Raw genomic sequence first — 21206 nt, forward strand, 5'->3', positions numbered from 1 at the left:
TCTTAACCACCTACTTTCCTATCAGCTTTCGCATACAAGGAAAACAATAACCATTCCCTTGATAATATGGACATCCGACACATTCCGCTGGAAGCTTCTGTTCTTTTTTCTTAGATGGTTTACAACATGTTCCATTGGCACATCTGTTGTTATGTCCCCAGAAGAATCTACAATGCATACAATCTTTTAATTCTCTTTCAAGCTTTTCTTCTGGAGATACAAACCTGCGTTTCTTATGCTTATCTCTTTTTTCAACTGTTCCCACCAGAGCTCTCCTCCCTTCCAAGGAGTGATTGCTCTCTTATATTTTCCAATATCCTGTCCGACTCACCTGCTGTCCTTGCTAATGAATACAATACAATAAGAACAATAATTATAAATGCTATGCTAAATCCCATCATCACTTTATCCTCCTTCAAATTAGTTGCCATATAGACAAAATTTGAATTTGGAAGTGATATAGTCTACATGGCTATGCTTAATGCTAAGCATGTAGGTACACGCCAGTCTTCTAGACTCCTATATCGCCCCGTGTACAAAGAGGTGTTCTCACCTCCGGGAGTTACAGACGAGCCACAAAATGTGTTTCACGACGCCCTTCTGAATTATCAGAAGCACTATCTCCTCTTTTAGCCTTTTGAGGATAAGGACAAACTTCTCGCCCTCTGTGGTTGATTATCCTTACGCAACATGCCGAATCCTTTTTCCAGATTTCCATCCAACTTCTCACCCTTCATCTTTCGATCCATCAGGCTACTAATATGATAGCTGTGACTTTCATCCTCCAGGTACATGCCCCGTAATTTTACTACCTACAGAAATTCTGTAGTGCAAACTACTTTGCAAATCTGTAACTGATTATTCAATTGTTATGTCCAATCTCTCTTGGACAATTGATATTCTACAATGCACTTTAATTTTACGGAAGTGACACCACTGGTGTATTTTTACGAATTTTCACCAGTTTTTGGTGTATTTGTCATTTCCTTTAATTTGTTCCATGTATGCTTAGGCAGTTCTCTTGCCGGCTCTCTGAATCGTTCAAGATATTTTTCAAATAATTCCGTATTGATTAATGCTGAATTACCGACTTTATAGACTGCTCCTGCCTCTCTCGCAATTACTATGATTCTAGATTTACTTATCCCATAAATAATCGCTCCTTCCTCTGCATTGACAAATTTTTTCATAAAATCCTTTGTATCTGAATAGCACTTATATGAGTAACTCATTCATCAGTCTCCTTTCACATTTGGCAATGGATGTTTCATTTCTGTTGGCGGTTCTCTGAATTGCTCCATATAATCATCAAAAATTTCCAAATTTATTAATATAGTATTTCCCTTAGCTGTTCCAATCTTATATACAGCACCCGCTGCTCTAGCCATTTCAATAAATCTATGATGCCCTATGCTATATGTCATTGAAGCTTCCCCAATTCTTACAAACTTCTTTTCTACGATTTTGTTTGAACTAGGCACTCTTGCAAAATGTTTCATAAATTTCATCAACCTTTCCTTATGTACTAATATAATCTTTGCAAGCTGATATCTTGCTCCAGCAGCTAATGCTATATCCATTGCCTCATCTCGTGTTACATCTAATAAAGCCATTACTTCATCAATACGAATAAATCTTGGTTTTACAATTTCTTTTCTATAGGCACTAACTGAACCACTCAATGTATTTACCATAACATCACCTACTTATAAAACTCAGAATCTGTAATATGAAAAGTTTCAAGATACTTATCCAATATTTCTGTATTAACAAGTACAAGCTGACCAATCTTATAACAAGCCTTGGCATCCTTAGCCACTTCTTGAAATTTTGTCATTCCCATACTGTACATCTTTGCACCATCTGAATATCTTACAAACTTTTTTGCATCCTCATATCTATCTTTCTTCTTTGATTCATCCATTGCTGTGCTCCTTTCACTTTGACTTCATAACAAATGACGTATTTTCTCCATAACGCAAAAAAGAGGACATCTTCTAAATTTCTTTAGAAAATGTCCTCTTAGTAGTTCATATTCGATTGAGTCTTATTCTTTTCAGATTGTGTACTCTTTCATACTGATGTAAATGACTATGCCAAAATACGTCTTTTAATGCGTCCTTTGACGTACTCAAATGCCTCAATCCCGCATAAACACTAGGTTTATTTATCCAAGCTCTTCATTGTCGGGAACAGCAGGACATCACGGATAGCCCGGCTGTCTGTCAGAAGCATTACCAGACGGTCAATTCCGTATCCGATACCACCTGTCGGCGGCATACCGATTTCCAATGCGTTCAGGAAATCTTCATCTGTATGGTTCGCTTCCTCGTCACCAGCGTCTGCAAGAGCATCCTGTGCTGCGAAACGCTCTCTCTGGTCGATCGGGTCATTCAACTCGGAGTAAGCATTACACATTTCCCATGTATTGATGAAAAGCTCGAAACGCTCTACCTTACTCGGATCAGAAGGTTTCTTCTTGGTCAGAGGAGAAATCTCAATCGGATGATCCATGATGAAAGTCGGCTGAATCAGCTCTTTCTCACAGTACTCTTCGAAGAAGAGATTGATAATATCACCCTTCTTATGACGCTCCTCATATTCAATATGATGCTCTGCAGCAAGTTTCTTAGCTGCCTCATCATCTGCAACTTCATCAAAATCAATTCCTGCATATTTCTTGATCGCATCGTTCATAGTGAGACGTGCAAATGGTTTGCTAAGGTCGATCTCGATTCCATTGTAGGAAATCTTTGCGGAACCGCAGACCTTCTCTGCCAGATAACGGAACATGGACTCTGTCAGTTCCATCATTCCCTCATAATCTGTATATGCCTGGTAAAGCTCCATCAGGGTAAATTCCGGATTGTGACGGGTATCAACACCCTCATTACGGAATACACGGCCAATCTCATAAACTCTTTCAAGTCCGCCTACGATCAGTCGTTTCAGATAAAGCTCCAGAGAAATACGAAGCTTCACATCTTCGTTCAGCGCATTGTAATGGGTCTCAAATGGTCTCGCAGCTGCGCCGCCGGCGTTGGAAACCAGCATTGGAGTTTCCACTTCCATGAAGTCACGGTCTGCCAGGAAATTACGGATTTCTTTCAGGATCTTGGAACGTTTGATAAATACGTTCTTGCTGTCCTGGTTCATGATCAGGTCTACGTATCTCTGACGATAACGCATATCTGTGTCAGTCAGTCCGTGGAATTTCTCCGGCAGGATCTGTAAGCTCTTGGATAAAAGAGTCATCTTCTCTGCATGAATAGAAATTTCACCGGTTCTGGTTCTGAATGCGAAGCCTTCCAGTCCCCAGATATCACCGATATCAGATTTCTTGAAATCTGCATAACAGTCTGCTCCAATCGCATCTCTTGCTACATATACCTGGATATTTCCCTGTAAATCCTGAATGTTGCAGAAAGAAGCTTTACCCATAACACGCTTAAACATCATACGTCCAGCAATTGCTACATGGATCGGACTTGCGTCCATAATGCTTCTTCTCTCTTCATAGTCTTTCTTCAGAACTTCCTTTGCCTGCTCCTCATCAAGACCTGCTGTATCCGGCTCTGTGCGGTCTTTAAGAAGCTCAGCCTCATGTGCCTCATAAAGATCCTTTACTTCCTGTGAATGATGGGTCTGGTTAAATTTTGTTATCTGAAATGGATCCTTGCCATTCGCCTGAAGTTCTGCCAGTTTGTCACGGCGTATTTTCAGAAGCTGATTCAGATCCTGATTCTTCTGCTCTGCCACTTTTGTGCCTCCCTTAAATATTACGCTGGATTTCCAGCACTTTGTACTTCATGATACCAGCTGGCAGTTCCACTTCTACTACATCGCCTGTATGAGCTCCCATAAGAGCCTTTCCTACAGGGGATTCGTTGGAAATCTTGCCTTCCAGGCTGTTTGCCTCTGTAGAGCCAACCAGCTTCAGTTCTATATCTTCTTCGAACTCAAAGTCATGTACTTTAACCTTACATCCTACGCTGATCTTGTCAAGATCTACTTCATCCTCAACTACGACCTCAGCGTTCTTCAGGATTTTCTCGATTTCTTCAATACGTGCTTCGATATCTCTCTGCTCATCTTTAGCTGCATCGTACTCTGCGTTCTCAGACAGGTCTCCCTGCTCTCTTGCTTCTTTGATCTTGCCTGCTACTTCTTTTCTTTTTACTACCTTTAAATCATGCAGCTCTTCTTCCAGTTTTTTAAGTCCTGCATAGGTTAGTAAGTTCTTCTTTTCTTCCATTTTAGCCTTACTCCCTTTCATTCCGGCGGCGTCCATCGCCCCGGGTCATACACTTCTTATATGCTGCTTCTCCCGGAAAATTCCCCTTAAAGACTGCAAAATATTTCAAATTCGCTCTAAACGGACATGTCCGCTAATGCGGACACTTAATCACTCAAAAGGGTACAAATTCACTAGGATATTCACAGTTTCATCATTATAGCTAAATCAGCATGTATTGTCAAGATGACAAACTGTCGTTTCCCAAACTTTTCCCGCAAAAAAAGATGCCGTGGAATCATTTTTCAACGATCCCGCGGCACCTTCCAAGCTATTCACTTATTTCACCTTTTCTCCCGGGTCAGACTTCCCGACGAAAGGAAAAATCATTAGCCTTCAATGGCAATATGTTTCTTCTCTTCCACTGCTGGTTTCGCTTCTTTCTTCGGAACGAACAGTTTCAGAATACCATGCTTAAATTCGGCCTTAACATCCTCCTGCTGAATATCCTCGCCTACATAAAAGCTTCGGCTGCAGGCACCTGCGTAACGCTCCCTGCGGATATAACGTCCGGATTCTTTTTCTTTCTCATCTTTATCAAGGCCTTTCTCTGCGCTGATGGTCAGATAACCATTCTCCAGAGAAGCTTTAATCTCATCCTTGGTAAATCCAGGAAGATCTACAACCAGCTCATAGCCATTGTCCATTTCCTTAATATCAGTCTTCATCACATGACTGGCTCTCTTGCCATAGAGCTTCTTCTCTGTGTCTTTAACTGCTTTATCATCATAATAGAATGGAAAATCATTAAATAAATCATCAAATAAGTTTTCTCCAAAAATACTAGGCATTAACATAAGTCATCTCTCCTTTTTATATATGCTATTTACCTTGTTTCCTGGAACTCAGGTGGTGGAGAATTCATAGAGCTTTCATTTCTTTTCTCTCTTTTTATCCTCTTCCTTTGTTCTAGTTGTAATATAGCACTTGTTATTAGCACTGTCAAGTGTTGAGTGCTAATTTTTTGAGATTTTTTTTGCAAACCTTGATTTTACGGGGTTTGCAACACTTTTTTTCCTTATAATCATCACTTTTTCTTGATTTGACACCATTTTGACACCAATTTTTTTATTTTTGGTGTCAACTAATTGCTACGCTTTCCAGCCTTGTGATTTCACTCTCAATTCTGGACATCTCACTTACATGGTTATATACGTCCATTGTTACATCTATGTGGGCGTGTCCCATAATATATTGAAGAACTTTTACGTCTATCCTCTTTTCTGCCATTCTGGTACAAGCCGTATGTCGCATAATGTGAGCGGATACCGTTGGTAACAATTCAGCATTTCTATGTTCAGTCTTTGCAATTTGAACTTCTTTTTTGTTATATGCGTCTACAATATTATATAAGATATTGTTTATTGCACTAGGCATGAGCGGTCTGCCGGACTTTGCCATGAAAATGAATCCTTTATAACCGTCTATCTCAACATCTTTTCCTTTTTGAAGCATAAAGTTTAATTTCTTTTGTTCTTCAAATGCTCTTTGTACATCTGATGTCATAGGGATAGTTCGGATTCCAGAATCCGTCTTTGGCGTGGAAATATGGAATTTATAGCCATCTCCTAAATCTTTATAAATCAACTGATGGTCAATACTTACCGCTTTTGTTCTGACATCTACATCTTCCCAAGTCAATCCAATCAGTTCTCCGCACCTTACACCAGTTCCTAACATGATTCTGAGCATTGGATAGTAGGTGTTGTATACTTGATTATTTTTCACAAATTCCAGCATTTTTTCCTGTTGTAAAACTGTTAAGGCAATACGTTCTTCTGCCTGTCTACCATAATCACTGATAGAAAACTTTGCCGGATTCTTGCGGATAATATCATCATCAACAGCCATTTCCAGTGCCGGATAAATCATATTGTTAATAAATTTTATTGTAGAATATGCGTATCCTGCTTTAGAAAGTTTTGAGTAAAACGATTTGATGTGTGATGGTAAAATCTGAACAACCTTGATGTTTCCAATTTCGTCTTTGACACGATTCTCCCATGTTTTCAGATAATTTGCTCTAGTAGATTCTTTCAGCTCCCTAGTGGACATATATCTTTCAAACAATTTATTAAGAGTAAGTTTTTTGATTGCTCCATCGGTTAAAATGTTATCTTCCAAGTCTTTTGCAATCTGCTTTTCCTTTTCCCTTAATTCCGGTAAATCCTTTGCATATACTGTCAGACGTTTTCCACTTCTTATATCTGTATAACGGTAACTATATCTACCATCTTTACGCCAGCTTTCGCCCTCTCTTAATTTTCTTCCTTTATGGTCTTTTCTGCTATTTGCCATGAGAAACATTCCTTTCTGTAATAGCCCCCTTTTTTGTTCTCATGACGTGGTTATGTCTATAAATATTATACCATATATCACAAGAAACATAAATGAAAAAGGGTGTTATTCTTCCAGATATGAGAGGTAATTTTTGACTTTTTCTACCGAATAAAGAACCCTACGTCCAATCACAATTTTTGCTCCTGCCTGTTCTCCAATCTTTCTTGCAGTAGCATGACCACAAGATAACATTGCAGACAATTTATCTATATTTACCGTTATCGGCTGTGAGGTTGGTCTTTCTTTTGTTTTGTTCATCTGTCAGCCCTCCTTTTACCGACCTGTATTATCGTCATTTTCTGCACACCAGTAAAAGTATCACTCTCCTTTATCATATGCTTTTTACAAGCAGTCAGACGGCTTCGGCAAGCTCCGCTGGTATCTCAACCATTCCCATTCCTGTGGGCTGAACCGTGTCATACGGGTGTATCATTATCCTGTGTTGCAGGTCATGGCAGAACGACTTTTCCAACGGTCGCTCCCAGATCATTGCATGAATCGCTATCTCCCGATTGGAAAAGTCACGGCGTACAACCTCTGATGGCTCACTGCAAGCACAAACGTATCTGACTGCTTTATTCAGTTGTCAAAGAACTGTTAGGCTCTTGTCAGCCTGTATCAATTCATTTTTGCAAATGGACTAATACAGAATGATAAGAAAAAGCGGAACAGGAAAGAGGGGAGTTTGTTAAATCATGCTCCGCTCAAATATTACTTAATGTTCGTCTATTTCAAATTCACATATCATTTTCAAAAGGGCTTCTCTGATACGTCCCTTTAATTCCATATCAACCACAATGTATACGTTACCGTACTCATCGTAAAACGGGCGTAAACAGCATTTTGATATGTAGGCTTCATAGAATAACAACAGCTTTTCTATGGCGTTTTCGTTACCGTCCACGGCTGATGATATGAGAAAAAATGATGGAAGTGTGTGTTGCTTATTCTTCATTTGTTTTCTTCTCCTTTAACTGCTTTCTGATTTCTTCAAGTGAATTTCTTCTGTGTCTGTATGATGTGCTTCGGTTGATATTCAGCTTTTCGCCTATCTCCGAATCACTCATATCCAAGAAGAAAAACATCAATACAATGTTTCGGTTCTGCTCCGGCAACTGTTTCAGTGCTTCTGCAAGTTCTTCATCAAGTACACGGATTTCTGTACCGCACACATCGAACGTTGTATATTCACTTTCGTAATCGTCCCATACAATCAATTTCTCAACAACAATCTCTGGAAGCTCACAAAAGGATACTTCCTTTGCCTGTCGTCTTGCTAATTCCTTGCGGTAGTTACGGACAATGCCTTTCACAACCTTTTTGAGCTTACAGTCAAACTGACACTGTATTGTCTTTTGGAAGTCTGATGGTTTCAAAATCACACCCCCTTTCGCTATGAAGTGAAAAGTATGTATCCCTCTTTCCGCACCATATCTGTACGGCAAGGTGTGATTTGTTGCAGGATTGAAAAAATTTTTTGTAAATATGAAAACAGCCTATTTGCACCAATAACAAATAGACTGTTTTTAAAACATCTGATATATGAGTTTTTAATTCATGTTCAAGGACTGATGATGTACTAAGAAAAAGACGGAATAAATTCGGTTGTCGGTATAGACTGCCTGTTTTACTTAGAATCACAAATTGCTCCTTGACCAGAGCAAGCCTGTGAAAATAGAAAAAGGACAGCTCTGGTTATACCAAAACCGTCCCTATATTTTTGGACATTATAAAAGAGATTACCCACAGAACGGTTTTTTTTATTTACCGAACGAGGTAATATTTTTATCGAATTTATAGTGCATATAATATGAGTTTTTAACACATTCTAATCACATAACATGAAGTATAAACTCATGCTAGGTGATTAAAAATGAGAAAAAAGAAAGATACGCACAGCTTTGATTTTCGTCCTTTAGGACTGGCAATCAGAGAAGCCAGAGAGAAAGCAGGGCTTTCCAGAAATGATTTAGGCGATAAAGTCTTTTACGGAGAACGTCATATCGCAGATATTGAAAATATCGGGAAACACCCTAGCTTTCAGTTATTCCATGATTTAGTTACCATGTTCAATATATCTGTTGACGAGTATTTCTATCCAGCGAAGAATGTTGAAAAAAATACAGCCCGCCGTCAGATAGATTCGTCACTTGATTTATTGAGTGATAACGAATTAAAAATCATTCAAGGTACGATTGACGGTATCTTGAACAGCAGAGAGAATAAGAAGTGATTTGCTTCTTATTTTCTCTGTTTTTCTATACAGATTCTTCAACGCTTATTTGCTGATCTGCTCCGCAGGCAACAAATAAGAGCCGATAATATATAAGTTACAATAACTTACAAATTATCGGCTCTGCGTCTTAGCGTCTGGCTCTCTGATAATTATATTTCCATGTTTTATATTGATTAGAGTTTCCTGTTTGCACTTCGGACAGAATAACGGAAAATTTATCAATTCTGTATCGTCCCGTATTTTGATTCGTGTCTTGTTGTTACAAATAGGACATAACACCCATGATTGATTACTCATAGAAGCACCACCTTTGCGACAATAGATTTTTAAAATTTAATCTTTGTCTTTTTTGTAATCGTATAAATATATTCCTCTGGTGTGGGACGCTTATTTCTAAACAACTTTCTGAAATTCGCTTGTACCTCTGGGTCGGTGCTGGTCATTGCTTCATCAATAGTAGCTTCTATATCAGTCCGAATATCAGCAAGCGATGCTCCATCTGCTTTAGCACCAGTTTTCAACATTTTTTTAATATGTCGTTTTTTTAATCCTACCATATTTTTAATCTCTGTTATATAAAAGCGTTCCTAACCTTTATGTATTTTGTTGTCCAGATAAAAATTTCTGTTTTGATAAAGCAAGTTCTTTGTGTAAATGCACCGCCATAAAAATAGTAATCACAGCAGAAAGTACATCAGCGATTGGCTGGGCGTACATAATGCCGTTGATTCCCCAAAATACTGGAAGAATCAGAATTACAGGTATGAAACAAATTCCTTGCCGACAAGCTCCTAAAAAGAAACCAGCTAACCCTTTCCCAAGAGCGAGTAATAATGAAGAATATACAGTATAGAAGCCAAACAACATAAATGAAAAACCATTTATCCGTAAAGATTGAGTTCCTACACGAATCATATCTAAATCCATTTTTGTGAATTGTGATATGATTCCTTTTGAAAATATTGCCAATATCAATCCATAAATAACACAAAATATGGTAGACCATAAAATTGATGTTTTAATTGCTTCTTGTAAACGGTAAAATTTCTTTGCACCATAACTATATCCGGCAATCGGCTGAAAACCTTTAATAAATCCAAATACCATCAAACTTCCCATAGAAACAATTCTTGTCACAGCCCCCATACCAGCAATTACAGAATCTCCATAGACCATAGATTTTGTATTTACAAAAGAAATAGAAAGGCTTGTTAATATCTGAAAAACAAGTGTTGGTATTCCGATTTTAAATATCTCTGACATAATATCTTTTGTAAATGAAAAATTCCTAATTCTAAAATGATAGGTACTTTTTTTTCTAAGAATAAATGTTAAATAAACTAATGTAGAAACAATCTGTGAAATAGCAGTTGCGATTGCCGCTCCTGCAACACCCATATTTAATATATAAATGAATACAGGGTCTAAACCAATATTCAATATTGCACCAGTCATTAAGGCACACATAGTTGTTTTTGCCGCTCCCTCACTGGTTACAATATTATTCATCGTTACATTAAACACATTGAAAATACAAGAAATAATATAAATGCTGGCATAGGTAATAGCGTAAGGCATGATACTGTCTGTTGCTCCTAAAAATTTAAGAATAGGACGAAGAAAAATTATGGATAAAATAATCATAATTGCACCTACAGTAATACTACTATACAATGCCGTACTTGCTACTTGATTTGCTTTTTCTTTGTCACCCTTTCCTAATAATCTAGACAGATAAGATGCTGAACCATTTCCAAACAGTAAGCCTAATCCCACTACTACTTGACCAAGTGGATAAACTACTGAGATTGCTCCCATCTGACTTGTACCCAAACTACCTACAAAATAGGCATCCACCAGATTGTAGATAGCATTTACCATCATACCCAACATGGTAGGGATTCCCATAGCCATAAGGGCTTTTGGTATCGGAGCATTTCCTAATAACTCCATTTTGTTGTTACGATTGTTCATTCAAAAATCTCCTTTCTCTTGACATGAATTATAAAATATAATAGTATAAATTACAGCATATTTAGCTGTAGGAATTATACTACTATAATTTATAGTAACTGTCAATATAAATGGAGGAAAAATTTATGGCAACGATTGATTTAATAGTATTAGGGATTCTCAAAAAAGAATCCATGAGTGCATACGATATTCAAAAAATGGTGGAATATCGAAACATCTCTAAATGGGTAAAAATTAGTACCCCCTCAATCTACAAAAAAGTGATTCAGTTAGAGGGAAAAGGCTATATCACTAGCACACAGGTTAAAGATGGAAAAATGCCAGAAAAAGCAGTTTACACATTGACTGATTCTGGAAATTCTCAATTTGAAAAACTTATGCTAGATATATCCTGCAAACCAATTCATATTTTTTTAGATTTTAATGCCGTAATTGTCAACCTTGACAGTTTATCCAAAGATAATCAAAAACTATGTCTTGATAATATCGAAAATAATATTAAAATGCTTAAATCATATATAGAGGAAAATAGGAATTTTAAAAAGAATATTCCTGAAATCCCCGAAACTGGATTAGCCGTTTTAGAACAACAGGCTATTCTTGTACAAGCAATCGAAACATGGATTATGTCAATGAGAGAGCATCTTAATTTGTAATATCCCTCCAAAAAATATAAAGGGCTTGCTATGCGTAGTTTATACGAAAGCAAGCCTTTTGTCTTATTTAATAATCTTCCAGTTATCGTCCTTATGAAGCACAAGCTCATACTGTGAGATTTGTGTCATTTTCGACTTGTTATCCAGATACTTCACAGACACACTGACCTTGAGGTTATCGCCGTCTTTGGTAAAGACAGGGTTTACCAGTTCCGAAAATACATAGTCGCCGGATACAGGAGCAAGCACGCTGGCTTTGACATAATAGGCAAGTTCTTTTTCCGTAGCTGTCGGATAGAGCTTAAAGAATGTTTCCAAGAAAGCGGTAGCGTCCTTGACAGTATCGGAGCTGACACTGACATCTGTTTCCTGTGCTTTCGGTTCATACTTTGATTTCTGCACTGCCGGAGCAAGGGTAGGATTCTGGGTAATGACCATTGCACCGTCCTTATCCACATGAACGGTCACTGTGTAGTTTTCTGTGACTGTCTGTGTCTGTTCTCCCTCTTTTACCTGCTGATCTACTTCGTAGGCAACGGTAAAATCGTTCGTTCCAGGCTGTTCTACATTCCAGACCAGCACATTTGTAACGGTAGCACTGGTTGGTATATCTGTTCTGATGGTATCGGCGTTCAAGTCCTGTAATTCTTTGGTAATGTATTTACTGATTTCTGTTGTCCTTGCTTCAATGGCTTCCTTGCTGGTATCCCATGAGTAGTAGGCTTTCGCAAAGTTCTTGACGAAATTTTCAATACCGTTGGTATCGTTCAATCTTAACTGAATGATTTCTTTTTCATGTACCGTGTGGGTGTCAATGGCGGTAAAGTTCTTATACACACCAAAACTGGTGCTTGCCAGAAGCACCGCCCACAACAGCAGGACAGATTTCTTATGTGTCCCGACTTTCATGGTACGCACTTTCTTATTCTTAGGTGCTTTCTCTGTTTTTTCTTTCTTCTTAAACATATTTCAAGTCCTTTCTATTGTTTGATTCTTCCGGCACAAATGATGTGCTGTTGCCAGTAGGCAGAGGTCAAATCAGTATAGCCGATTGGATTTCCGGCATGATACATCTGATTGTTTCCCACATAGATTCCTACATGGGTAACATAGTCGCTGGTGTTATAGGTGGAATGGAAAAAGACCAAATCGCCAGCCTGTGCCTGTGACAATGGGATATGCTGGGTTGCGTCATACTGTGACTGTGCGGTTCGTGGCAGGCTGATTCCGGCTTTTCCGTAGCACCACTGGGTAAGACCAGAACAGTCAAAAGAGGTGTTCGGGTTACTGCCACCGTAGACATACTTCCAGCCTTGATACTTCAACGCTTCATTCATAACAGCCTGTACCGTTTCGTTGCTGAACTGCTTCACGGTCAGATATTGGTTGACCAGCTCCACATAGAACATATTTCCGTAGTTATACCGCCAGCCACCATTTTTACTGACCGCTATCGGGTTCGTATAGGTCACTTTTGTACCGCCGGATTTATTCTTTGCGAAATTCTCCGCAAGGTTGAAGCCGTGCTTTTTTCCATTTTTCGCCACATAGTCGGTATAACCACCACCATAGTTATAAGACTGTATGACCACGTTAATGTCATTCATGCCTTTTGCTTTACAGGAAGAAAGCAGGGACGCAAAATATTTACACCCCTGCTTAATGGATTCTTCTGTACTTAAGGAGTTTGGCGGTAGTCCCAGACTTTCGCTGGACTGCATGACATCAATAGCCGTACCGCCACTTTCTACCTGTATGATGGCAAGCAGGACGTTCACATACTCCGAGATACCGTTTTCTCTGGCGTATTTTTCTACCATCGGCTGATGTTTGAGGACATCGGCTGACAGGTTCATGCCAGAATAGACAGGCGAATAGCTGTTGGAACTGTCGTCATCTTCGCCGGAAATCAATATCCCGAAAAAAAGGACGATGGAGAAAAGGACAGGAAATATCGTACCTATGATAAGGATACGTTTTAATCTCATTTCTTCCGTCCTTTCTCTGGTTGCTTCGTAACAGTCTTACGATTCTGTTTTTGGTTAACCTGTTTCTGTATGGTTGTTTTCTTTTGATTACTTCTGGATTCCACTACATTTGGCTGGTTCGTTCTGGTAACACCTTTGACCTGTTGCTCCTGTCTGATATTGGTTCGGACAGTTTCTTTTCCAGCCTTGACTTCTGCATTTTTTATCACAGGAGAAGTAGCAGGACGCTTCATATCCGGCTTTATGACCGTATCGGTCTGTGCTGTTTTTGGAACAGGTGTGGCAACAGGGCGTTCATGGCTTCTGATAGCTCCGGCTGTCGCTGATCCATTCGCATGAACTGTCTGCCTTGCTTCCTGTGCTTTCTGTAATTTCTGCTTTTTCTGTGAGATATTTTCCCTGTGCAGGTTACGTTTCTGTGTACGCTGTTCCTGTCGGTTTTCCCGTTCTTCCACAACGCCACGCTTAAAGTCTGATACATTATCCTTTGCTTTCTGTTTGGCAGAATGGACAGCATAACCAGCCTGTGTCGGCAGGTCTTTCACATTTTCTTTCAGAGAAGAAGCACTGTCACGGACTTTATTTTTCGTATCCATCACAGCACCCACAGCAGAACCAACACGGCTTCCCATGCTGGCAGAGGTATTTTCCCGTTTCTTTGGCGGTTGGTTCGTTGCTGGCTTTCCGGCTCTGGCAACACTTGCACCTGCCACCGCACCTGCAACACTTCCAGCACCGACAGCCCTTGCAATTCGGCGTTCCATACGTCTTGCCCTGTGTCGCATGAACACCATCGGTCTACGGAATATCCGGCGACCTATCTGCTGGCTGTCATTGGCATTAAGGCTGAACATACTCATTAGCTCTCCGAGCTTCATGTAGATTCCGGCAAAACAGATTATCTGCAAAAACGCCACCATGAAGAACGGATAATCTGTGGAAATGTTGTAGAACATACTGGAAATCGAAAATGCCACGGTCACAATCAGCGTGATTCCAGCTCTTGTCATAATGGCGTTGAATACACGGACAACTGCCTGTTTCGCCATGTTCTCATAGGTCGGTATCATGGACAGTAAAAAGCTGACAGGCAAAAACATGGCATATATGATAAAAAGTATCTGGGAAAATAACATCATGCCGGTAAGCAGAAAGATAAAGATTGTGATACCGAGATTGAAAATGAGCAGGAAGAACACCATGCCAAGACGGTTGACGACTTGCGGAATGGTAAGGTTGTCATTGTCGTTATCCTCAATCTCTGTTTTGACGACATTTTCCCTTGTTTCCCCATCTTCGTCTGACGGGCTGGCAGATACTAGAGCTTCCACACGGTCAGTCCCGATTTCTTCGGTATCGCTGTTCCCAAACTGCAACAACAGCCACGGTTTTTCTACCTGTATCGCAAACAGGCTGTCACGGATAAGGTCTACGCTGTCCTTGCCTTTGCTTTCTGAATCGGGGAGCATGATTTTTGTCCCCAAGTCCAGAGAAGCGGTGCTGATGTCCGAACTGAAATCATTGATTTTCTGGATATAATTGGGAGCATAAGCAATAAAGGACGCAGACACAATGAACACCACCACAAAGTTGATAACAGCGTGAAGTGCTTTGCTTGTTTCCCGTTTGAGAAGCCCTGTATAGGCGGTGTAAACACCTACAATCAGAATGATAATGAGCAGGAATCCCACATAGAATCCACTGCTGGAAAATCCATGTTCGGTCACTCCGGCAAGTGTCTGGATACTTTTCCCGATACTGTCTGCCATGTCATTGATGAAGTCCAGCTTATACGCCTGTTGCACCACATATCCTGTGGCATTGCTAAGATACAGGCTGATTGTCCAGACAAAATTTGTGATACAGTAAAGCCCGTACTGCACCGATTTTCCAATGCCGTCCAGCCAGTTCCACGGAAGCCATGACCAGCTATTGTCCACATAGAAATCAAGCTGATAGTTGGAAAGCGGATACTTTGAATACAGGTTGTCTGCATTGACCGTATCATCGACCAGTCCAGACGCATGAGCTACCGTCCCAAGCAGGGACAACAGTACCAGTGTAACGGTCACGGCAAGCAGAACCAGTTTCAGTACATGGAATACCTTTTCTTTTGTGATAGATTTTATCATTCCAAATCCACCTCACTTTTTATCGGCGGTCTGGTATCAAAAGCATGGAGCAGTTCTACAAAGACAGGGTGTATCTGTACCACACCGACACGTCCGTATAAATCCTGCATTAAGCATTGTCCGTTCTCCAAATCCCTCAACCGTTTCTGGTTGTTTTCGTCCTCACTGTCCAGACCGAAAAACTCTAAGGTCTGCTTGATTTCATTGGTATCTGTGGAGCGGAACGCAAACTTTAAGCCGATGTTATTTTTCAGACTTTCTTTCGATACGTCCCCAGAGGATTGTGTCACAAAATAGACTCCGGCGTTCATGGCTCTACCAGCACGCACCAGCTTATTTGAGAGTGTTTCTCCCTGTGCCACATTCAAGAACGCCCATGCTTCGTCAAGGTCTACAATCTTAAAAATGCTTCGGTCACTGTGAATGAAGTCAAGGGCAAAGGTACTGATAACAATTAAGATGGATACCGACAACAGTTCAATGGTCGTGTATTCTTCAAAGGTAGTATCCTTATCCGGCAGAACCAAATCTGCAACCTGTATGATGTTGAGCTGGTTATCCAGACTGATTGCATTTTCCACCGAACCGTTCGAGAACAAAAGCTGTGCAAAATCATAGTCCGTAAAACTTTCGATATGGTCTGCAATATTACGGGATACGGCGGTATCCTCTTTTCGCAGTTCCTCAATGACCTGTAACAGCCCGTGGTTCTGGTTCTGGGATACGGTACGGACAGCTTTTCTAAGGACAGGGAACTTTTCGCCGTCCCTTGAAGAAATTCCTGTAAGGAAAGTCAGAATGTCGATGGCAAGACTTTCAGCATCCTTGACATCTTTCATAATCACATACGGGTCTAACAGCCCTTGGTTGCTGGAATCACTGGTAATGTTTACAATGTTGATTTCCTCTGCAATCTCCGGCAGTGTTTCTTTCCAGTTTCCACGCTCACTTTTCGGGTCTAGGATAACTGCCTGTCCACCGAACAGGACGGAATAATACACCAGCAGGTTATTACAGAATGACTTTCCACCGCCAAGCGAACCCACAAAAGCAGAAGCCAACGCATTTGTGACCGTACCTTTTACCCCTTGACTGGCAAGGGACGGTTGCAGATAGACATTTCTTCCCGTATCCACGGAATAGCCGATATAGATTCCTGTATTTTCTCCCAACATCTGGGTAGCACCGAAGCCAAGTCCGGCTAAAAAATCGGATTTCACATACTGGATATAATCATTGATATAACGCTTGCTGGCTGGAAGAAACTCTCCATGCAGTCCCATCATATCTCCGGCAGGACGTACCAGCTTCACGTTCAAATCATCGTAAAAGTCCTTGACTTCATCACAACGGCGTTTCAGTTCGTCAAGATCGGGTGCAGACACCCGTATGACGTAACTTAACTTGTACATACTTTCCTTGCTCTGGTCTAAATCTGTTTCCAGTTCATCGACACTGTCTAAGGCTTCCACCACATTTGAACTTGTTTCATTTCCGGCTTGATAGGCGTGATTGTCCAAGTCCTTTAATTCCTTTTTCTTGTTGCGGACAGTGGTTAAGGCTTTCTTATTTCCCACAATCTCAACATTCATGGAAGTATCCACAGGGAATGTGAACTGCTGTTGCTGGAAATAAAAGATTTCCGATGATGGGAAGTCCAACTCCCCGACAATGGCATTGACCGTAAAGTAGGACACATAACTTTCACTGTCCTCATGTTCCAGACGCAAATATCGCTGGCTTTCTTCCACCACACAACGGGTAGGACGGATAAGGTCATAATACTTAATCAGTGTTTCTCTTTTTAATTTTCTTTTTGGTAGAGGATACACATAATCTTCATAGGCTATCCCGTCCCTGCCGTAAAGGTGTTCCATCAGATAGGCAAAGTCTTTGGCTTCCAGTCGGCGGATTTTGAACCTACGGGAGATTTTGTTTTCCAGTAATTTCTCCATCTTCACATAACGGTTGATTTCATCATTGCTCATGGAAACAAAGTCATTCATCAGCGTGTGCCTTACCTCATTCAAAAACTCACGGAATGTCAGAAATACCGATTTTTTGATGTTCTTCAGATTGACTTCGTCCTCTGTGACCATGAGCTTGAATCCCAGAAAGAAACGGTAATCAACTTGATTGTCGCCTATCATGGATACAAGGGCTTCGGTCTGGTCATCTATTTTCTGATAGGCGATTTCCTTTAATTTTCCCGTTACCAGCTTTTTGGATTGTTCCTGTATGCTTCGGATTGAGCTTTCGGTTGCAATCTGTAACGCATGAATCTTTCCCTCACGGGACTGTGCGATAAGCTGACGGAAGCTGTCATGCACAAAGTATTTCTGTTCTGGGGATAAGAACGAATAATTGTAAGGTATCAGCTCATAGTAGGCGAACACCTCATTGTCCTTGTTCCAGACAAGGTTGTTGTCGACATATTTAATCGGGAACATAGGTCACACTCCTTACTGCCGTGATAGTTTCCTCAAATTTCTGCTTATGCAGGTTCACGGCTTTTCCGGCATAAGTCACTTTGGGACGCAGGGCATACAGAACCATCGTCTTGATGTAACTGTATGGCTTTTTCCCGTCAAAGGTTTTCTGTGACATAAACCATGTAAGGGCAACGGGAATCCCGAAATATTTCAAAAACGCACCCTCAATCATGGAAAGTGGCGGTACATCTGCAAACAGAATGATGATAAATTCCGTCAGCACGAACCATGTAATCTGGGTAAAGGTCACAGGGAATGGCAGGTTTACATCATTGATGGCATACAGTACCTTTTCCACGTTCCAGATACTTGTATAACTTCGGATTTTCTTCACTTGTAAATGCTCCTTTCTTCATTTTCCTAACAACAGGGACAGCCGGATTTTCCAGACTGCCCCAAGAGAAAAGCTGACAGTAGCACCAGTGGCGGTGCTGATCTGCCAGCCTTTAACGCAGTACCTCACAGATACCAGCGTTTGTTGCAATAAATGTCCCCTCTATATCGAGGTCACGCCCGTAGGCTTCATAGTCGATATAGTTCTGTAAAGAGGACGGGATTTCTCCGAGTACCTGTTCTTCATCAATCAGATAGTAGGCTAAATCGGTCATCGTTTCACAGCCGGAATACAGAATGATGTCGTCCTTATGTTCCACCAGTTCTTCCAGACTGCCATAGCAGGATATAAAACTGTCCAAGTCGTCCAGCAGGTAATCTGGTAATTCTTCCAACTGCTCATAGATACGGTTCAATTCTTCAATAGAAGTGTATTCGCTAATCTCCATCGGGAAGTTGTCCGTATCATGGATTGCGTATTCTTCGTACTCTGCATTTAAGCCGATACGTTCTGCAATCACTTCTTCGTCCAACGGAAAAGAGAACCAGTCCCCGACTAGTTCTCCCTCATTGTATTTGCCGAGATTGGCTATATAGACTTGCATATCATCAATCATAAGCGGTTCACTTCCTTTCGGTTGTATTCATAAAATCTGCCATAAGCAATACCACCATCAGAGCTTGAACATACCGTTGTTGCAGAGAGCATAACGTCCTTTTTCTTCCAGTTCATGGGCGTAGGCTTCCAGATTAAAATATTTCTTTCCCTTTTCGGAGAGAGCAGAAAATTCAATGTTATGCTCCAAGCGGTAACGGGCAACGTCCATGATGTTGTGGCACTCTGGATAAAACAGAAATTCTTCTGATTTCTGCAATAAATCCTCTACACCGCCACAATAAGGAATCAACTCTTTGTATGCCTGCTGAACTTCTGGCGATAAATCCGTGTAAGCAAAGTATAGCTTGTTTAATCGTCTGACAGAAGTTGTCCTTACAATATCGCCAGCAAAGGGGAGCTTCATATCTGTGATTTGATAGTCTTTGCTGTCAGCTTCCACACCGAGCAGGTCACGGAACAGCTCATAATCAATGGGTAAATCAAACCAGCGAGAGGTTTTATCCTCTGCTGATTTGGTCGTTTCAATCAATACACTACATTCTTCCATAGGCTTTACGCTCCAATAATCTTATTGAATAACTGTAACAATACGTCTTTTACGCCGGATGCATTGAATACAAGACCAACGGCTATTAAGGCAACTACCAAGAATCCGATGAGTTTGGAAAACTCACGCTTGAATCCCAAGTAGATACCGATAACAACAATCGCCATCAGCACAAGGCTCTGTGCGTTGCTTAAAAACCAGTTATAAAGGTTCTGTCCAAAATTCATGCTTTCTTTTCTCCTTTCAGTTCCATCATTTTTCGGTCAGACTGTCTGCCAGCCTGTAAAATACACATGGCAACCACGCCAACTGTTCCCCCTAAAGAGAAGAACAGGAAGTCAAATAATAATCGTTGCATTTTTCAATTCTCCTTTTCTAAAATCACATCTTCGGTAGATGTGGTCTGCTGTTCAATTATCTTGTAATGCTTTTCCGTCAGTTTCGTGGATTTACGGATTTCTTTCAGATAATCAATCCCTGTTTTCGCTGTGATTGTTTCCAGCATTTTGAGTGTCGGGTCAACCTGCCGTTGAATCCAGCGTAGGGTTCTGTCCAGTGTGTAGGGTTCGGGTTTGGTCGTGAGCTTTAACGGCTCTCTGTTTTCCCCGATGAACCACGCCCAGCGGACAGATAATTTCCAGTCGCTCCGTTTCTTGTCTGCTTCCTTATCCACAAAGCGTACATAACGGTTGATAATAGAAAATGCCGTCCGTTCAGCGTCATAGTAAGTCAGCAGGTCACGGACAGCATAATAAGCACGTTCATTTTTTAACCGTATTTCAAATCTGTTTTTTATCGGTGCTTCCTCAATGGGAATCCCAAGTTTGATGTACTGCTCATAGCTTTTTTCATAGACACAGAAGTACACCTCACTTTTCAATGAGCCGATATAAAGTGTATAGCCCATACCAGCCTTGTCCTGTTCCTCATGCTTGACCAGTTCGCCGGAAGCATAGGACTTAAAGGAACGGAATACCGATATACATTCCTCATTCCGGCATTTTTCGGTCAGTTCTGGAATATCTAACATTCCCGTATGGTCATTGATGGCAAGGTCAAGGCGTTTCATCACACCACCGTCCACCAGAGCGTCCATAAGGAAATCATACCAGCTCCGTTCCTGTGCCAGCAGATAACTTTCAAACTGGCGACAGCCTTTTCCTTTCAGTTCCAGCAGGACACCTTTTTCTTCATCGGGAGAAGTATATACGAAAATATCTCCGATGTAGTAGTGTTCTGTATAACTGTAATGCCCGAAGTCCTCATGTATCATGTACTGAATATTGAGCTGTAAAATATCTTTGATGATGTGTCCAATATCCAGTGTCGGAAACCGTATCCTCACATAATCAAACAGCATGGTAAGCGGTGCTTCTGGATTGAATTTTTCCAGAGCTTCCAAAAGTTTTACTTTCATTTCTTCTGTGACCGCCACCTTGCCGGATTCGATACGGCTTAAATGTTCACGGCTGATTCCAGCCATGACCGCAAGTTTCGTCTGGGATACACCGTACTGCAAACGTTTGTCTGCAAAATCCTGTATCCACTCTGTATCATTCAGTGCGATACCCCCTTTACGAAAAAACTGTGACATT

At 40.7% G+C, this 21206-nt stretch carries 27 protein-coding genes; 2 read left to right on the top strand and 25 right to left on the bottom strand.

Features of this window, described 5'->3' with window-relative positions:
• Window positions 1–10: 10 nt before the first annotated feature.
• The 12 genes from DWZ38_RS01550 to DWZ38_RS01610 all read right to left on the bottom strand — a co-directional run bounded on the left by DWZ38_RS01550 (window position 11) and on the right by DWZ38_RS01610 (window position 8010).
• Window positions 11–265: a hypothetical protein gene (locus DWZ38_RS01550; protein WP_055062764.1), complete on the bottom strand. Its 255-nt coding sequence runs from the start codon at window positions 263–265 to the stop codon at window positions 11–13.
• Window positions 252–401, bottom strand: coding sequence for a hypothetical protein (locus tag DWZ38_RS01555; protein ID WP_015567903.1), 150 nt, complete (start codon window positions 399–401; stop codon window positions 252–254). Before DWZ38_RS01555 ends, DWZ38_RS01550 begins: the two co-directional genes overlap by 14 nt.
• A 546-nt stretch (window positions 402–947) precedes the next feature.
• Entirely contained in the window at window positions 948–1232 is a 285-nt protein-coding gene (locus DWZ38_RS01560) for a DUF6462 family protein (protein WP_005340582.1), read from the bottom strand.
• A gap of 3 nt (window positions 1233–1235) precedes the next feature.
• Window positions 1236–1694, bottom strand: coding sequence for a DUF6462 family protein (locus DWZ38_RS01565; protein ID WP_008395356.1), 459 nt, complete (start codon window positions 1692–1694; stop codon window positions 1236–1238).
• A gap of 8 nt (window positions 1695–1702) precedes the next feature.
• A complete protein-coding gene (locus DWZ38_RS01570) occupies window positions 1703–1924 on the bottom strand; it encodes a DUF6462 family protein (RefSeq protein ID WP_008395358.1) in 222 nt (73 codons plus the stop codon).
• A 239-nt stretch (window positions 1925–2163) separates the two neighbouring features.
• Window positions 2164–3759: a lysine--tRNA ligase gene (gene lysS, locus DWZ38_RS01575; RefSeq protein WP_117849512.1), complete on the bottom strand. Its 1596-nt coding sequence runs from the start codon at window positions 3757–3759 to the stop codon at window positions 2164–2166.
• A gap of 13 nt (window positions 3760–3772) precedes the next feature.
• Entirely contained in the window at window positions 3773–4255 is a 483-nt protein-coding gene (gene greA / locus DWZ38_RS01580; protein ID WP_117849654.1) for a transcription elongation factor GreA, read from the bottom strand.
• A gap of 368 nt (window positions 4256–4623) precedes the next feature.
• Entirely contained in the window at window positions 4624–5091 is a 468-nt protein-coding gene (locus DWZ38_RS01585; RefSeq protein WP_117849513.1) for an Hsp20/alpha crystallin family protein, read from the bottom strand.
• Window positions 5092–5374: 283 nt separating this feature from the next.
• On the bottom strand, window positions 5375–6592 hold the full coding sequence (locus DWZ38_RS01590) for a tyrosine-type recombinase/integrase (protein WP_117456825.1): 1218 nt from the start codon (window positions 6590–6592) through the stop codon (window positions 5375–5377).
• A 105-nt stretch (window positions 6593–6697) separates the two neighbouring features.
• Window positions 6698–6892 carry a hypothetical protein gene (locus tag DWZ38_RS01595; protein ID WP_005423220.1) on the bottom strand — a complete coding sequence of 65 codons (195 nt, stop codon included), beginning with the start codon at window positions 6890–6892 and terminating at the stop codon, window positions 6698–6700.
• Between the two features lie 457 nt (window positions 6893–7349).
• Entirely contained in the window at window positions 7350–7589 is a 240-nt protein-coding gene (locus tag DWZ38_RS01605) for a helix-turn-helix domain-containing protein (RefSeq protein WP_005423216.1), read from the bottom strand.
• Complete coding sequence (locus DWZ38_RS01610) at window positions 7579–8010, bottom strand: sigma-70 family RNA polymerase sigma factor (RefSeq protein WP_117456826.1); 432 nt, start codon at window positions 8008–8010, stop codon at window positions 7579–7581. Before DWZ38_RS01610 ends, DWZ38_RS01605 begins: the two co-directional genes overlap by 11 nt.
• Window positions 8011–8507: 497 nt before the next feature.
• Here DWZ38_RS01610 and DWZ38_RS01615 point away from each other — a divergent pair, with 497 nt between their 5' ends.
• Window positions 8508–8867 carry a helix-turn-helix transcriptional regulator gene (locus DWZ38_RS01615; protein ID WP_005342894.1) on the top strand — a complete coding sequence of 120 codons (360 nt, stop codon included), beginning with the start codon at window positions 8508–8510 and terminating at the stop codon, window positions 8865–8867.
• A gap of 114 nt (window positions 8868–8981) precedes the next feature.
• Here the strand turns inward: DWZ38_RS01615 and DWZ38_RS01620 are convergent, their stop codons facing one another.
• Genes DWZ38_RS01620 through DWZ38_RS01630 form a run of 3 tightly spaced genes read right to left on the bottom strand, consistent with a single transcriptional unit; the run spans window position 8982 to window position 10844 of the window.
• Entirely contained in the window at window positions 8982–9167 is a 186-nt protein-coding gene (locus tag DWZ38_RS01620; RefSeq protein ID WP_082419275.1) for a cysteine-rich KTR domain-containing protein, read from the bottom strand.
• Between the two features lie 29 nt (window positions 9168–9196).
• Window positions 9197–9427, bottom strand: coding sequence for a hypothetical protein (locus tag DWZ38_RS01625; protein WP_055153262.1), 231 nt, complete (start codon window positions 9425–9427; stop codon window positions 9197–9199).
• Between the two features lie 37 nt (window positions 9428–9464).
• Window positions 9465–10844, bottom strand: a complete 1380-nt coding sequence (locus DWZ38_RS01630) for an MATE family efflux transporter (protein ID WP_055153260.1) — start codon at window positions 10842–10844, stop codon at window positions 9465–9467.
• A gap of 125 nt (window positions 10845–10969) precedes the next feature.
• Between DWZ38_RS01630 and DWZ38_RS01635 the strand changes: the two genes are divergently transcribed.
• On the top strand, window positions 10970–11500 hold the full coding sequence (locus DWZ38_RS01635; protein WP_117456827.1) for a PadR family transcriptional regulator: 531 nt from the start codon (window positions 10970–10972) through the stop codon (window positions 11498–11500).
• Window positions 11501–11563: 63 nt separating this feature from the next.
• On the opposite strand, the gene DWZ38_RS01640 is transcribed toward DWZ38_RS01635, so the two are convergent.
• From DWZ38_RS01640 to mobT, 10 genes are all read right to left on the bottom strand, one after another.
• On the bottom strand, window positions 11564–12466 hold the full coding sequence (locus DWZ38_RS01640) for a conjugal transfer protein (RefSeq protein ID WP_117456828.1): 903 nt from the start codon (window positions 12464–12466) through the stop codon (window positions 11564–11566).
• Between the two features lie 14 nt (window positions 12467–12480).
• Entirely contained in the window at window positions 12481–13488 is a 1008-nt protein-coding gene (locus tag DWZ38_RS01645) for a bifunctional lysozyme/C40 family peptidase (RefSeq protein WP_117849514.1), read from the bottom strand.
• Complete coding sequence (locus DWZ38_RS01650; protein ID WP_117849515.1) at window positions 13485–15620, bottom strand: YtxH domain-containing protein; 2136 nt, start codon at window positions 15618–15620, stop codon at window positions 13485–13487. Before DWZ38_RS01650 ends, DWZ38_RS01645 begins: the two co-directional genes overlap by 4 nt.
• A complete protein-coding gene (locus DWZ38_RS01655) occupies window positions 15617–18070 on the bottom strand; it encodes an ATP-binding protein (RefSeq protein WP_117849516.1) in 2454 nt (817 codons plus the stop codon). The genes DWZ38_RS01650 and DWZ38_RS01655 overlap by 4 nt, the downstream gene beginning before the upstream one ends.
• Entirely contained in the window at window positions 18057–18446 is a 390-nt protein-coding gene (locus DWZ38_RS01660) for a conjugal transfer protein (RefSeq protein WP_005611098.1), read from the bottom strand. Before DWZ38_RS01660 ends, DWZ38_RS01655 begins: the two co-directional genes overlap by 14 nt.
• Window positions 18447–18558: 112 nt before the next feature.
• Window positions 18559–19059 (bottom strand): antirestriction protein ArdA, encoded by a 501-nt coding sequence (locus tag DWZ38_RS01670; RefSeq protein WP_347518581.1) that lies wholly within the window; start codon window positions 19057–19059, stop codon window positions 18559–18561.
• Between the two features lie 60 nt (window positions 19060–19119).
• Window positions 19120–19611: an antirestriction protein ArdA gene (locus tag DWZ38_RS01675; RefSeq protein ID WP_055200583.1), complete on the bottom strand. Its 492-nt coding sequence runs from the start codon at window positions 19609–19611 to the stop codon at window positions 19120–19122.
• A gap of 5 nt (window positions 19612–19616) precedes the next feature.
• Window positions 19617–19838, bottom strand: coding sequence for a hypothetical protein (locus DWZ38_RS01680; RefSeq protein WP_055060385.1), 222 nt, complete (start codon window positions 19836–19838; stop codon window positions 19617–19619).
• Window positions 19835–19969: a DUF3789 domain-containing protein gene (locus DWZ38_RS01685; protein ID WP_081021271.1), complete on the bottom strand. Its 135-nt coding sequence runs from the start codon at window positions 19967–19969 to the stop codon at window positions 19835–19837. The genes DWZ38_RS01680 and DWZ38_RS01685 overlap by 4 nt, the downstream gene beginning before the upstream one ends.
• A gap of 3 nt (window positions 19970–19972) precedes the next feature.
• The gene (gene mobT, locus DWZ38_RS01690; RefSeq protein ID WP_207661310.1) at window positions 19973–21178 is read right to left on the bottom strand and encodes a MobT family relaxase; all 1206 of its coding nucleotides are present in this window, start codon (window positions 21176–21178) and stop codon (window positions 19973–19975) included.
• Window positions 21179–21206: the final 28 nt, after the last annotated feature.

Origin of the sequence: Ruminococcus sp. AF31-8BH (assembly GCF_003460605.1) — a bacterium.
Taxonomy (GTDB): domain Bacteria; phylum Bacillota; class Clostridia; order Lachnospirales; family Lachnospiraceae; genus Blautia_A; species Blautia_A acetigignens.

Bases quoted from the DNA above. Each gene is read 5' to 3' on its own strand.
- DWZ38_RS01555 (WP_015567903.1), bottom strand. From the start codon at position 401: ATGATGGGATTTAGCATAGCATTTATAATTATTGTTCTTATTGTATTG.
- DWZ38_RS01560 (WP_005340582.1), bottom strand. From the start codon at position 1,232: ATGAGTTACTCATATAAGTGCTATTCAGATACAAAGGATTTTATGAAA.
- DWZ38_RS01565 (WP_008395356.1), bottom strand. From the start codon at position 1,694: ATGGTAAATACATTGAGTGGTTCAGTTAGTGCCTATAGAAAAGAAATT.
- DWZ38_RS01570 (WP_008395358.1), bottom strand. From the start codon at position 1,924: ATGGATGAATCAAAGAAGAAAGATAGATATGAGGATGCAAAAAAGTTT.
- greA (WP_117849654.1), bottom strand. From the start codon at position 4,255: ATGGAAGAAAAGAAGAACTTACTAACCTATGCAGGACTTAAAAAACTG.
- DWZ38_RS01585 (WP_117849513.1), bottom strand. From the start codon at position 5,091: ATGTTAATGCCTAGTATTTTTGGAGAAAACTTATTTGATGATTTATTT.
- DWZ38_RS01590 (WP_117456825.1), bottom strand. From the start codon at position 6,592: ATGGCAAATAGCAGAAAAGACCATAAAGGAAGAAAATTAAGAGAGGGC.
- DWZ38_RS01595 (WP_005423220.1), bottom strand. From the start codon at position 6,892: ATGAACAAAACAAAAGAAAGACCAACCTCACAGCCGATAACGGTAAAT.
- DWZ38_RS01605 (WP_005423216.1), bottom strand. From the start codon at position 7,589: ATGAAGAATAAGCAACACACACTTCCATCATTTTTTCTCATATCATCA.
- DWZ38_RS01615 (WP_005342894.1), top strand. From the start codon at position 8,508: ATGAGAAAAAAGAAAGATACGCACAGCTTTGATTTTCGTCCTTTAGGA.
- DWZ38_RS01620 (WP_082419275.1), bottom strand. From the start codon at position 9,167: ATGAGTAATCAATCATGGGTGTTATGTCCTATTTGTAACAACAAGACA.
- DWZ38_RS01625 (WP_055153262.1), bottom strand. From the start codon at position 9,427: ATGGTAGGATTAAAAAAACGACATATTAAAAAAATGTTGAAAACTGGT.
- DWZ38_RS01630 (WP_055153260.1), bottom strand. From the start codon at position 10,844: ATGAACAATCGTAACAACAAAATGGAGTTATTAGGAAATGCTCCGATA.
- DWZ38_RS01635 (WP_117456827.1), top strand. From the start codon at position 10,970: ATGGCAACGATTGATTTAATAGTATTAGGGATTCTCAAAAAAGAATCC.
- DWZ38_RS01640 (WP_117456828.1), bottom strand. From the start codon at position 12,466: ATGTTTAAGAAGAAAGAAAAAACAGAGAAAGCACCTAAGAATAAGAAA.
- DWZ38_RS01645 (WP_117849514.1), bottom strand. From the start codon at position 13,488: ATGAGATTAAAACGTATCCTTATCATAGGTACGATATTTCCTGTCCTT.
- DWZ38_RS01650 (WP_117849515.1), bottom strand. From the start codon at position 15,620: ATGATAAAATCTATCACAAAAGAAAAGGTATTCCATGTACTGAAACTG.
- DWZ38_RS01655 (WP_117849516.1), bottom strand. From the start codon at position 18,070: ATGTTCCCGATTAAATATGTCGACAACAACCTTGTCTGGAACAAGGAC.
- DWZ38_RS01675 (WP_055200583.1), bottom strand. From the start codon at position 19,611: ATGGAAGAATGTAGTGTATTGATTGAAACGACCAAATCAGCAGAGGAT.
- DWZ38_RS01680 (WP_055060385.1), bottom strand. From the start codon at position 19,838: ATGAATTTTGGACAGAACCTTTATAACTGGTTTTTAAGCAACGCACAG.
- DWZ38_RS01685 (WP_081021271.1), bottom strand. From the start codon at position 19,969: ATGCAACGATTATTATTTGACTTCCTGTTCTTCTCTTTAGGGGGAACA.